Source organism: Campylobacter sp. Cr9 (assembly GCF_020138295.1).
Taxonomy (GTDB): Bacteria; Campylobacterota; Campylobacteria; order Campylobacterales; family Campylobacteraceae; genus Campylobacter_E.
Map to the genome: position 1 here is coordinate 55,885 of NZ_JACGBH010000004.1, position 11,800 is coordinate 67,684.

12 protein-coding genes and 1 tRNA gene are annotated in these 11,800 nt (G+C 31.3%); 4 read left to right on the plus strand and 9 right to left on the minus strand.

Annotated features, from left to right (window positions below):
• Nucleotides 1–7: 7 nt before the first annotated feature.
• Genes nuoH through AVANS14531_RS03040 form a run of 8 tightly spaced genes read right to left on the minus strand, consistent with a single transcriptional unit; the run spans nucleotide 8 to nucleotide 7,147 of the window.
• A complete protein-coding gene (gene nuoH, locus AVANS14531_RS03005; RefSeq protein WP_336611281.1) occupies nucleotides 8–1,003 on the minus strand; it encodes an NADH-quinone oxidoreductase subunit NuoH in 996 nt (331 codons plus the stop codon).
• Complete coding sequence (locus AVANS14531_RS03010; protein ID WP_336611282.1) at nucleotides 996–3,401, minus strand: NADH-quinone oxidoreductase subunit G; 2,406 nt, start codon at nucleotides 3,399–3,401, stop codon at nucleotides 996–998. Before AVANS14531_RS03010 ends, nuoH begins: the two co-directional genes overlap by 8 nt.
• Nucleotides 3,391–4,038: a hypothetical protein gene (locus AVANS14531_RS03015; RefSeq protein WP_336611283.1), complete on the minus strand. Its 648-nt coding sequence runs from the start codon at nucleotides 4,036–4,038 to the stop codon at nucleotides 3,391–3,393. Before AVANS14531_RS03015 ends, AVANS14531_RS03010 begins: the two co-directional genes overlap by 11 nt.
• Complete coding sequence (locus AVANS14531_RS03020; protein WP_336611284.1) at nucleotides 4,035–4,262, minus strand: NADH-ubiquinone oxidoreductase subunit E family protein; 228 nt, start codon at nucleotides 4,260–4,262, stop codon at nucleotides 4,035–4,037. Before AVANS14531_RS03020 ends, AVANS14531_RS03015 begins: the two co-directional genes overlap by 4 nt.
• Nucleotides 4,259–5,485: an NADH dehydrogenase (quinone) subunit D gene (gene nuoD / locus AVANS14531_RS03025; RefSeq protein ID WP_239817846.1), complete on the minus strand. Its 1,227-nt coding sequence runs from the start codon at nucleotides 5,483–5,485 to the stop codon at nucleotides 4,259–4,261. Before nuoD ends, AVANS14531_RS03020 begins: the two co-directional genes overlap by 4 nt.
• Nucleotides 5,485–6,276 (minus strand): NADH-quinone oxidoreductase subunit C, encoded by a 792-nt coding sequence (locus AVANS14531_RS03030; protein ID WP_336611285.1) that lies wholly within the window; start codon nucleotides 6,274–6,276, stop codon nucleotides 5,485–5,487. Before AVANS14531_RS03030 ends, nuoD begins: the two co-directional genes overlap by 1 nt.
• Nucleotides 6,276–6,776 (minus strand): NuoB/complex I 20 kDa subunit family protein, encoded by a 501-nt coding sequence (locus AVANS14531_RS03035; protein ID WP_239817844.1) that lies wholly within the window; start codon nucleotides 6,774–6,776, stop codon nucleotides 6,276–6,278. The genes AVANS14531_RS03030 and AVANS14531_RS03035 overlap by 1 nt, the downstream gene beginning before the upstream one ends.
• Nucleotides 6,758–7,147 (minus strand): NAD(P)H-quinone oxidoreductase subunit 3, encoded by a 390-nt coding sequence (locus AVANS14531_RS03040; protein ID WP_336611286.1) that lies wholly within the window; start codon nucleotides 7,145–7,147, stop codon nucleotides 6,758–6,760. The genes AVANS14531_RS03035 and AVANS14531_RS03040 overlap by 19 nt, the downstream gene beginning before the upstream one ends.
• A gap of 170 nt (nucleotides 7,148–7,317) precedes the next feature.
• Here AVANS14531_RS03040 and rpsL point away from each other — a divergent pair, with 170 nt between their 5' ends.
• The 4 genes from rpsL to AVANS14531_RS03060 all read left to right on the plus strand — a co-directional run bounded on the left by rpsL (nucleotide 7,318) and on the right by AVANS14531_RS03060 (nucleotide 10,492).
• A complete protein-coding gene (rpsL, locus tag AVANS14531_RS03045) occupies nucleotides 7,318–7,725 on the plus strand; it encodes a 30S ribosomal protein S12 (protein ID WP_214117487.1) in 408 nt (135 codons plus the stop codon).
• A 79-nt stretch (nucleotides 7,726–7,804) separates the two neighbouring features.
• Nucleotides 7,805–8,275: a 30S ribosomal protein S7 gene (rpsG, locus tag AVANS14531_RS03050; protein ID WP_239817842.1), complete on the plus strand. Its 471-nt coding sequence runs from the start codon at nucleotides 7,805–7,807 to the stop codon at nucleotides 8,273–8,275.
• 12 nt (nucleotides 8,276–8,287) lie between these two features.
• On the plus strand, nucleotides 8,288–10,363 hold the full coding sequence (gene fusA / locus AVANS14531_RS03055) for an elongation factor G (protein ID WP_239817841.1): 2,076 nt from the start codon (nucleotides 8,288–8,290) through the stop codon (nucleotides 10,361–10,363).
• 52 nt (nucleotides 10,364–10,415) lie between these two features.
• Nucleotides 10,416–10,492 (plus strand) — tRNA-Arg (locus AVANS14531_RS03060).
• Between the two features lie 471 nt (nucleotides 10,493–10,963).
• On the opposite strand, the gene AVANS14531_RS03065 is transcribed toward AVANS14531_RS03060, so the two are convergent.
• Nucleotides 10,964–11,758 carry a hypothetical protein gene (locus tag AVANS14531_RS03065; RefSeq protein WP_336611287.1) on the minus strand — a complete coding sequence of 265 codons (795 nt, stop codon included), beginning with the start codon at nucleotides 11,756–11,758 and terminating at the stop codon, nucleotides 10,964–10,966.
• Nucleotides 11,759–11,800: the final 42 nt, after the last annotated feature.

The following is an 11,800-nucleotide window of genomic DNA, read 5'->3' on the forward strand; positions in this document are numbered from 1 at the left end:
GCTCTCCTTATAATGCTAATAATGCAGTTATGATTAAATTAGCACCTGCAACAGGTAATAAAATCAAATAACTCATTCTCATAATTTGATCAGCTCTTAAATGTGGAAAAGTTCCCCTAGCCCAAAAATACCATGAAAACACAAAGCATATTTTTAAAATCATAGCAATTGCACCTGGTATAAAATAAAAATCATTATATCCACCAAGGAATAGTAATGAAATTAAAATTGAGCCTAAAATCATACTAGCATACTCACCTATAAAAAACATTCCCCAACGAAGACCACTATACTCAGTTCCATAACCAGCAACTAATTCAGGGTCGTTTTCTGCTAGACATAAAGGAGTTCTATTTGTTTCCATAAATACAGCTATTGTAAATAATATACAAGCTACAGGTTGCTTAAATACTAGCCATGATAAAATTCCACCTTCTTGATAAGCATTAATATCAACCAAACTCATAGAACCTGTTAGTAATACAACAGCAAGTAATGAAAGACCGCTAACACCTTCATAAGAAATGATAGTTACTAAAGCTCTAGCACCACCAATTAAAGGATATTTACTTGAGCTTGCCATACCACCTAAAAATATAGCATAAGCACAAAGCGAAGAACACCCAGCAATATATAAAACTGCAATATTTACATCAGCAATTATAGGCTTAATTGTATGTCCAAATAATGTAAATTCAGGAAAAATTGGCACAGCAGCAAAAGCCATAAAAGCACAAATTGCAGAAATTAAAGGAGCAACCTTAAATACCTTACTATTTGTCATATAAGGGATTAAATCTTCTTTAGTAAATAGTTTAATCATATCAGGAACGATTTGTAAAACCCCAGCAGGTCCTACCATATCAGGTCCAAGTCTTCTATGAACATAGCCTAAAACTTTTCTTTCTAAATAAGTTGCAAAACCTGCTAATGAAGCAAAAATTGCAATTACTAAAAGACACTTAATTAGTGTAATTATTACAAAAAACATTGTTTCACTCATGGCTTATTTCCTTTATATTTAACGCATAATAACGTCTTGTTTTAAAGAATTTATAAGGATTTATCTTATCATCAAATGTAGGCAAGTATGCACCATTTTCAATATCTTTATCAAGAACTACCTTAATGATAATTTCATCTTTATCATCATAAATCTTCACCATAGAATTTTCTTTTAAATTATGCTTTGCTAAATAATCTTTACTTGCATAAAGAGAGGCACATTCATTAAAAAAGCTTGATTTATTTGTGTATTTTGATAGATTTCCAACAGGATTTGCAAGTATTACAACATCATCTTTATTGCACTCACAAGCTAATTGTTGATTTTGTGGGATTTGTAATTCCTGATTCAAATTCTTTACAAATTCGCAAGTATTTATTAAATAACCGCGATGATTATTTCCTGCATTATCATAATAATTCGTTAAATCATCAAAAGCTATATTTAAAAATCCTTTATCTTTAGGTAATTGCTCTGTGTAATCAATTGTATATTTAGCATTTAAGCCTAATTCATTTGCTAAATCATTTAAAAAATATCCTTTAAAGCTTAAAGCAGCATTTGTAGGAACTAATCTTGCATCATAATTTACAAAAGTTCCTTCTTGCTCTATCAAGCTTGAACTTGCTAAATTATTATGTTCATCATTTGAGAATGAAAAGTCTCCACGCTCATTATAACCCATAGTAAATCCATCACAAGCTTTGCTTAATTTACATATTAAACTAACACCTAAAGTATTAGTGCGAGGTGGTATTAGCATTACTTTAAAATCTGTTGATTTTTGAATATTTGCAAGTAAATACGCTAAATATTTTGCATTTTCATGATAGAAGTAATCATTTCCTACAATTAAAGTAAAATTAGATTTCTTTAATAATAAATCTTTTAATTTATCTTCATCAAAGCCTAATTCTTTTGCAAGGCTTGATTTTTTAATTGTTTGAGTTTGCTTTTCTTTAATTTCATTACCTTCAGCATCTTTTGATTTAACTTCTACTTCAATTTGTTCTTCATAAAAGGCTTCTTTTATATAGCCTAAATCTTGTGGTAAATCTTTTGCAAAATACTGCAAAATAAACTCAAGAACTTTTGCTTCTTTACCATAATCACAAGCTACATTTACGAAATTTTTAGCAATTTTTGAAAGTTTAGTGTCTTTAATAGGATGAAAATAAAGCCCAGCACCCTTATTCATAACAATAGCATTATTTACTTTATATGATAAAGTAGGATTGTCGTGTCTTAAAAAACTTCCTGCAATAACAATAAAATCAGATTTTTTTACATCTTCACTACTTGCATTATAAAAACTACCTGCAAAAGAACAAAAAGTCTTTAAAAACTCTTGAAAGCATAAAGCTTCATTGTTTACTAAATTAAAGCCAAATTTAGCTCTTAATAATTCTAAAATATATGCTTCTTCGTTTGTTATATAGCTATTAAACTTAACATTTTTAATCTTATTTTCTTTAAATAATGAAACCAAGCGATTAAACTCAGCTGTATCTTTACCCTTACAATCACTTGTAATATCATAAGCAAATCTAGCTGCTTTATTTAAGGTTGTAAAATGAAAATCATTTGAAACCCTATAAATCATTTTAGAATTATCTTTAATACTTTTTTGTTTTATATCATAATATAAAAGCTCGCAATCACTACTATGTGGATTGCTTGCAGGTATGCGAGTAAGCTCCCATGCATTTGAGCGATATTGAAAGTTTTTATTTATTAAAGCTCCAGTTGGACATACACTAACACACTCTCCACACTCTTGACATTCAAGGCTTTTATCATTTTGTGGAGATATTAAAGATTTTTGAAATTTTGTCCATACTGCATAAGCGTCTTTACCCATAGTATCTTTAAAATCTTTATCAGGTGCATCACCACCACGAGCAGTGGTTTTTAATTCATTATCACCGATTTTATCCTTACATACCGTAATACATCTTTCGCATACTATACAAAGGCTTGGGTCGTATTGTAATAAACCCCAATCTTTATGGCGTCTATCTATTTCTTTTATCCAGTGATTTTGTGTATCTACTTTAGCTTTATGAGTGAAGTTTTGTAATTCACATTCTCCACTTTTATCACAAACACCGCATTGTAAAGGGTGATTTATACAATAAGTTTGCATGATTGCATTACGCTCATCCCATAATTCTTGCGTATTACTTAAAACTTGCATTCCATCTTTTACTTTAGTATTACATGCATAAGAGCGTTTACCATCAACTTCAACCATACACATTCTACAAGCTAAAGTTGGACTACAATCGTTTAAATAGCAAATTGCAGGGATAAAGATATCATTAGCACGAGCAACTTGCAGTACATAATCGCCTTCATTTGCTATACATTCTTTACCATTGATATTAATTTTCATTGCTTACTCCTTTAACTACACAAGGACTAAAAGCGTAATTATTTTCTTTTTTACTTAATGCAAAAAGTCCTTTTAAGCTACTATCAATTTTTACTTGTTTTCTTAATACTTTGTTTTTAGTCTTTATATCTACTAAATCAAATTCTTTAATTCTTGCAAGAGCAGCAAATGCTGGGCTTACAATAAATTCATCATTTTCTAAACATTCATATAAAATTAAACCATTATTATCATCTAATTCTTCTAAATTAGAAACCTTTAGCTCATAATCAAACATTAGCTCAATATTAAAATGTTTAGCTAGTTTTTTTGCAAAATAATAAATATTTTTATCTTTATGATAGAGCAAATTACTATCTAATAATATTAAATTAGCATCTTTTAAAAACTCTAAAATCTCTCCTGCTTCTTCTTCTCCAAAGCAGCTTTCTGCACTAAGCTCTCCTATATCAAATTCATCTAAACCTGCCATAGTGCAAAGTAAAGCTAAAACATAGCATTCAGTTCCTAATTCGCATTTATAAAACTCTTGTTTTAAACGCTCATCAAAAAAACTGCCTATATTAATTATTTCATCGTTTTTAAAATTATTTAAGACTTCTTTGCTTGCATAATTTAAGAAGCTTAAAATTTTCATTTTGCTTCCTTTTTAATAATAATAGTCCAATCACATTGATTAAACTTAAGTGAATTCATCATTTTGCAATTATTATTAGCTACAAACTCGTAAGCTTTATCAATATTTGAAAAATCTCCAATTTCAAACAATACAACTAAAACTTCGTTTTCTTTAGCATTATCTATATGATTTTTTAAATCTACGAATAAATCTTTACTTTTTCTAAGGTCAATTCTTCTCATCTATCAATCTCCCCTAAAACAATATTAGTTGAACCCATAATAGCAACAACATCTGCTACATAAGTTCCAACAAGTAATTCTTCATAAAAAGAACAATGCCAAAAACTAGGAGTTCTAGCCTTAAGGCGATATGGTCTAGTTGAACCATCACTTTTTATAAAGTATCCAAGCTCACCTTTAGGACTTTCAGTTGGAACATAAACATCTCCAACAGGTGGGCGAAGACCTTGAGTAACCAATACGAAATGCTGCATTAAAGAATAATTTTGTGTCATAATTTGCTCTTTGCTAGCGCTTACAAATTCTTTATTATTACAAATTAATTCAGGAGAACTCTCTCTATACATAGGAACTAATTGTCTAAGTATTTTTACGCTTTCACGAAATTCTTGCATATAGCATTTATATCTTGCGTAAGTATCACCTTGTTTTGCTACTGGAACTCCGAATTGAACTTCATTATATAACAAGTATGGCTCTTCTTTTCTAATATCCCATTCAACACCACTACCACGAAGCATAACACCACTACAACCCCAGTTTAGTGCTTGTTCTTTTGTAACAACTCCAACTTCTTCAGTCCTTAAACGCCAAATTCTATTATCATCAAGCAATGTTTCATAGTCTTTTACATCGTTTAAAAATTTATCACAAAATCTTAAAAGCTCTTCATTAAAACCTTGTGGTAAATCAAGCATAGCTCCACCAATTCTCATAGATGAATGTGTAAGTCTTGCTCCACAATATTTTTCAACCAAATCCATTACATATTCACGCTCTCTAAAGCAATATAAAAACACAGTCATTGCTCCAATATCAAGAGCGTGGGTAGCAAGCCATAATAAGTGGCTTGCAATTCTATTTAATTCTAATAGCATCATTCTAATAATTTGAGCGCGTCTAGGGATTTCTAAACCACAAAGCTTTTCAACTGCAGCTACATACGCATAGTTATTTGCACTTGCTGCTACATAGTCCATTCTATCAGTAGTAGGAATAAATTCTTGATAAATCATATTTTCAGCCATTTTTTCCATACCACGATGCATGTAACCTATCATAGGAACACACTTTACTACCTTTTCGCCATCAAGCTCTAAAACTAATCTTAAGTTTCCATGCGAGCTTGGGTGCTGAGGACCTAGGTTTATAATCATTCTGCCATCTTCTTTTGTAAAAGCTATATTTTCATAATATGGTTTTAATTTTGATGGTATTTGCATTATCTTCTCCCATCTATATATTTTGAATCTGCGCGTTTAATTTTCTTAACAAACATAACGCCTTCATCTTCTTGATATTCTTGCTTATAAGCAATGCTTATAGGCTCAGCTCCTTTTGGAACTTCATGATAAATTCTTGAGAAATTATTAGTATCATCGCAATCAACTCTACCTGCATCACGATTCTCAGGACCAACAACCTCACGATAATCTTTGCCAAAAATTCTATCAATTTCATACCATTGTGCAAATTCATCACCTTGTAATGGATATGATTTTTTAAGCGGATGATCAAACCAATCATCAGGCATTAATAATCTTTTTAAATTAGGATGATTAATGAAATTAATTCCTAACATATCATAAGCCTCACGCTCAGACCAATTTAAACCCTTAAACACGCAAACTCCACTCTCAATAGTTTCGTTTGCTTTACAGGTTGTAACTATTCTAATTCTTTGTTTTTTAGTCATATTTAATAATAAATATTGAACTTCGTATGAATTATCTTTTGCTAAAAAATCAGAGCAAATTAGTTCGGTAAAAGATGTAAATCCTAAATCTTTAGCTAATCTTAAAGCTTTTAAATTATCTTCTTTATTTATAAAAAACACTGCAATATCTAATTCTACGAAAGAATTTGAAATAGGAATTATGTTTTGAAATTCATTGTATAAATATTCAAATTCACTACCTATTGTTGATACTTTATTTGTCTGTGGTGCATGATAAAATCTATCTTTATAATAATCTTGTTTTTGTGCATTTATCCTATCTTTGTACTCTCTCATCATACCAACCTTTTTGCTGCTATTTTTTTACATATTTTTTCTTTTCTTATCTTTTTTTGAAGTATCATTAAAGCAAATTGAAAAGACTCAGGTCTAGGCGCACAACCAGGCACATAAATATCAACAGGAACAATTCTATCTACACCTTGCACGGTTGAATAAGTATTAAACATACCGCCAGTATTCGCACAGCTACCCACTGATATAACCCATTTTGGATCAGGCATCATATCATATAATCTTCTTGTAAATTCAGCATGTTTTTTACTAAGAGTTCCAGCTACTAACATTACATCACTATGTCTTGGACTTGCTCTAAAAATAGTTCCAAATCTATCAAAATCATATCTAGAACCACCGCCTGCCATCATTTCAATAGCACAACATGCAAGACCATAAGAAAAAGCCCATAAAGAGTTACTTTGTCCCCAACCAACTAACTTATCAACAGAAGTTAAAGCTATTGGCATACCATTTGTATTTAGTTGATGCTCTGCCATTTTAAAGCTCCTTTCTTATAAGCATAAATAAATCCAATTAAAAGTAAAACAAAAAAGCAAACCATTTCAATCAATGCAAATAAGCCTAATTTTTTATACATTAAAGCCCAAGGATACATAAACACAACTTCTATATCAAATAAAATAAAAATTAGTGCGAAAATAAAAAATTGTGAGTTGATTTTAACAGCTTGTTTTTGTGGTAATGGACCACATTCATAGGGTCCTAAGCCTAATTTTTTTCTATTTTTTCTAGCTAAAGAATTGCCTATTGTTTTAGCCAAAAAAACTAGTCCAAAAAATAAACCAGTAGCAATAACTAGCATTGCCAAAATACCAAAATATTGAATTTCTACACCCGAACTAGACATTTTGTTCCTTTCAAAAAATTGTTTTGGATTTACGAAAATAATCCATAAATGATAATCAAAAAAACTTAATTATTTCTTGCTTTTAATTAAGTATTAAAGTATTAAAACTTTTTTAAGAAAAAATATTATATAATTCGCACTTTTTAATAAATTTTTTGAAAGGATGAAACGTGCCTACCATAAATCAATTGGTTAGAAAAGAACGCAAAAAAGTGATTGTAAAGTCTAAATCACCAGCGTTAAAGGATTGCCCACAAAGACGTGGCGTATGTACAAGAGTTTATACTACAACTCCTAAAAAACCTAACTCAGCGTTAAGAAAAGTTGCAAAAGTTAGATTAACAACAGGATTTGAAGTTATTAGTTATATCGGTGGTGAAGGCCACAACCTACAAGAGCACAGCATTGTTTTAGTGCGTGGCGGAAGGGTTAAGGACTTACCAGGTGTTAAGTATCACATTGTTCGTGGTGCATTAGATACTGCAGGTGTTGCAAAAAGAACAGTTTCAAGATCAAAATACGGAACAAAAAGACCAAAGCCAGGTCAAGCAGCAGCTCCTACAAAAGGCAAAAAATAATAAAGAGTTTCGCAGATTCGCAGCTTAGATATGCGGCGTAATTTGAGTAAATTAAAAATTTTAAGTTGAAGAGGAAAAAATGAGAAGAAGAAGAGCACAAGTTAGAGAAGTTCTAGCTGATCCTATTTATGGTAGTAAAGTAATTACAAAATTTATTAATTCATTAATGTATGATGGTAAAAAATCTATTGCTACTGAAATTTTATATGGTGCGATTGATTTAATATCGTCAAAAAATAGCGAAGTTAAAGGTATTGATGTATTCAATGATGCTATTGAAAATGTTAAGCCTGTATTAGAAATTAAAGCTCGCCGTGTTGGTGGTGCAACTTATCAAGTTCCAGTTGAAGTTCGCCCAGTTCGTCAACAAGCTCTAGCAATTCGCTGGATTATCCTAAATGCTAGAAAAAGAAGCGAAAGAACTATGATTGAAAAACTAGCAGGTGAGTTAATGGATGCAGCAAATAGCAAAGGTGCAGCATTCAAGAAGAAAGAAGATACTTACAAAATGGCAGAAGCTAACAAAGCGTTTGCACATTATAGATGGTAAGAAGGAGTTAATATGTCAAGACAAACTCCTTTATCACGTGTTAGAAATATCGGTATTGCTGCGCATATTGATGCTGGTAAAACTACAACATCTGAAAGAATTCTATTCTTCACGGGTATGAGCCACAAAATTGGTGAAACCCATGAAGGAACAGCAACAATGGACTGGATGGACCAAGAGAAAGAAAGAGGTATTACAATTACTTCTGCTGCTACAACTTGCTTTTGGAAAGATCATCAAATTAACCTAATTGACACCCCAGGCCACGTTGACTTCACTATTGAAGTTGAGCGTTCAATGCGTGTTCTTGATGGTGCTGTATCAGTGTTTTGTTCAGTTGGTGGTGTTCAACCACAAAGTGAAACTGTTTGGAGACAAGCAAATAAATATCATGTTCCAAGAATTGTATTCGTTAATAAAATGGATAGGGTTGGAGCAAACTTTTTCAATGTTGAATCACAAATTAAAAACCGCTTAAAAGCTAATCCAGTTCCAATTCAAATTCCAATCGGTGCTGAAGATACTTTCCGTGGTGTAGTTGATTTAGTAAAAATGGTTGCTTATGTTTGGGATGATGATAAAAAACCAACAGATTATAAAGAAATTGAAATTCCTGCTGAAGTAAAAGAACAAGCAGAAGAATATAGAACAAAATTAGTTGAAGCAGTAGCAGAAACTAGTGAAGAGCTAATGGATAAATACTTAAGTGGAGAAGAGTTAAGTATAGAAGAATTACACGCAGGTATTAAAAAAGGTTGTCTTGATTTATCAATTATACCTATGTGCTGCGGAACTGCATTTAAAAACAAAGGTGTTCAACCATTACTTGATGCAGTTGTAAAATACTTACCAGCTCCTGATGAAGTTGCAGATATTCGTGGTCAATATGAAGATGGCACTGAAACAAGTGTTAGATCAACAGATGATGGCGAATTTGCTGGACTTGCATTCAAAATTATGACTGACCCATTCGTTGGACAACTTACTTTCGTTCGTGTTTATCGTGGTAAACTTGAAAGCGGAAGCTATGCGTATAACGCAACAAAAGATAAAAAAGAAAGAATTGGCCGTTTATTAAAAATGCACTCAAATAAGCGTGAAGAAATTAAAGAACTTTATGCTGGTGAAATCGGTGCTATCGTAGGTCTTAAAGACACATTAACAGGTGATACTCTATCAAGTGAAAAAGATAAGGTAATCCTAGAAAAAATGGATTTCCCTGATCCTGTTATTAGTGTTGCAGTTGAGCCAAAAACTAAAGCTGACCAAGAAAAAATGGGTATCGCACTTAACAAGCTTGCTCAAGAAGATCCAAGCTTTAGAGTATCAACTGATGAAGAAAGCGGACAAACAATTATTTCAGGTATGGGTGAATTACATCTTGAAATTATTGTAGATAGAATGCTACGTGAATTTAAAGTTGATGCTGAAGTAGGTAAGCCACAAGTTGCTTATCGTGAAACAATCCGCCAAACAGTTGAGCAAGAATACAAATATGCAAAACAATCAGGTGGTCGTGGTCAGTATGGTCACGTATTCTTACGCCTAGAGCCACTAGAGCCAGGTAAAGGATATGAATTTGTTAATGATATCAAAGGTGGGGTTGTTCCAAAAGAATATATTCCTGCAGTTGATAAGGGTATTCAAGAAGCACTACAAAATGGTGTTTTAGCGGGATATCCAGTAGAAGATGTAAAAGTTACATTATTTGATGGTAGCTATCACGAAGTTGACTCAAGTGAGATGGCGTTTAAATTAGCTGCTTCAATGGGATTTAAAGAAGGTGCTAGAAAAGCTGGTGCAGTAATTCTTGAACCTATTATGAAAGTTGAAGTTGAAACTCCAGAAGACTACATGGGTGATGTTATCGGTGATTTAAATAAACGCCGTGGCCAAGTAAACAGCATGGATGAGCGTGGTGGAAATAAAATTATTGCAGCATTCTGCCCACTAGCTGAAATGTTTGGATATTCAACTGATTTAAGAAGCCAAACTCAAGGTCGTGCTACATACTCAATGGAATTTGACCACTATAGTGAAGTTCCAAGAAACGTTTCTGAAGAAATTATCAAAAAAAGAAATATGTAATATCAAGCTAGGGTGAAAACCCTAGCTCTTTCAAATATAAAACTCCAAAAAGGTCCTCATAGCTCAGCTGGATAGAGCGTAGAATTCCTAATTCTAAGGCCACAGGTTCAACTCCTGTTGGGGACACCATTCGCTTATTTTTCTAATATATCTTTTTATATAAACCAATTTTTACTCCTTAAATACGACATTTAAGCTTTTTTTAAAAAATTAATTTTATATTCTTTATAATTATTCACATATAATTCGTATAATTTTAGGAATACTCTGTTGGGGTGCTTGAGGTTTTTACAAAAAATTACTTTAAACAATCACAAAAAAATGAATAAGCATTGATAAATAAGCAAATACAAACATTAAAACCTAAAAATAAAAATTAATCGTTTATAATAATATTTACACAAGAACAAACATTCAAAGACCATTCGTTCATTCTTCACTAACTATCATTGCTTTCAATATTTTATAACTTTAATTATATTTGTTATTCTAAAGCAAAATATAAATATTTAAAAAACAATAAAATAATAAAATAAATTTTAAAAGGTAATTGATTTCATATAAAGAACTTATATTTTCAGTAGAATTTGAATTAGGAATTTAAACCCTTTTATCATATAAATTCTCACCATCTTTATAAGCTAAAAATAAAGCTAATAAATCTCTTTCATCTTTTATCTTACGTGGGTCAATCTTGCTTAAAATCTCTTCCATACTCTCACGCACATTATCACTTTTAGCTTCTATGGGCTTAAATATTTTTTGCTCTTCTTCGTTTATTTCATCTATATTGGTTTTTTTGCTTTCTATTTTTTCTTTAATCTCTAAATACTTTTGCTTAAAATCATCTACGCTTAAACTCTCATCAGCAAAAAGCTCCATAATCTCATCAGAATATTCTTTAGGGATTTTAAAAAATCTTCCACTTAAATTTAGCCCTTCAATACTATTATCTTTTAAAAATTGCACTAAATCCTTTACCTCATCAGCACTTGCATTACCTTGATATGCCTTTTGATAAACGCTATTAGTTTTAATGCCGAATGCTACTTGAGCCTTTAACTTAAACTCACTAAGCCTTGCGTCATCGCCTTTTTGATATTTAAATATTTCTTCATTGCTTGGCAATTCTTCATAAGGATTTGAACCATAAAATAAAATTCCTTTATAAAGATGACTTTCTAAAGCATTAAAAATTTCGCTACCTTTTTCATAAGCTCCTATTTTACCAAGCACGGCATTTGGCTCATAAGTGCCCCACTCATCTTGCGCGGCGTCTTTTAAAATCTTTACGATTTGCTCTGTTAAACTATCTTGCTTTATTTCTTTTGTAACTTCATTATTTACTTTTATATTATTCGTAAAACCAACATTAAGACTTGAATTAATTTGCATTTTTAACCCCCATTTGCTTAATATCGGCAAATATTAAAAAAT

What these genes read in the sequence shown, in the direction of transcription:
- nuoH (WP_336611281.1), bottom strand. Translation starts at nt 1,003, where the DNA reads ATGAGTGAAACAATGTTTTTTGTAATAATTACACTAATTAAGTGTCTT.
- AVANS14531_RS03010 (WP_336611282.1), bottom strand. Translation starts at nt 3,401, where the DNA reads ATGAAAATTAATATCAATGGTAAAGAATGTATAGCAAATGAAGGCGAT.
- AVANS14531_RS03015 (WP_336611283.1), bottom strand. Translation starts at nt 4,038, where the DNA reads ATGAAAATTTTAAGCTTCTTAAATTATGCAAGCAAAGAAGTCTTAAAT.
- AVANS14531_RS03020 (WP_336611284.1), bottom strand. Translation starts at nt 4,262, where the DNA reads ATGAGAAGAATTGACCTTAGAAAAAGTAAAGATTTATTCGTAGATTTA.
- nuoD (WP_239817846.1), bottom strand. Translation starts at nt 5,485, where the DNA reads ATGCAAATACCATCAAAATTAAAACCATATTATGAAAATATAGCTTTT.
- AVANS14531_RS03030 (WP_336611285.1), bottom strand. Translation starts at nt 6,276, where the DNA reads ATGAGAGAGTACAAAGATAGGATAAATGCACAAAAACAAGATTATTAT.
- AVANS14531_RS03035 (WP_239817844.1), bottom strand. Translation starts at nt 6,776, where the DNA reads ATGGCAGAGCATCAACTAAATACAAATGGTATGCCAATAGCTTTAACT.
- AVANS14531_RS03040 (WP_336611286.1), bottom strand. Translation starts at nt 7,147, where the DNA reads ATGTCTAGTTCGGGTGTAGAAATTCAATATTTTGGTATTTTGGCAATG.
- rpsG (WP_239817842.1), top strand. Translation starts at nt 7,805, where the DNA reads ATGAGAAGAAGAAGAGCACAAGTTAGAGAAGTTCTAGCTGATCCTATT.
- fusA (WP_239817841.1), top strand. Translation starts at nt 8,288, where the DNA reads ATGTCAAGACAAACTCCTTTATCACGTGTTAGAAATATCGGTATTGCT.
- AVANS14531_RS03065 (WP_336611287.1), bottom strand. Translation starts at nt 11,758, where the DNA reads ATGCAAATTAATTCAAGTCTTAATGTTGGTTTTACGAATAATATAAAA.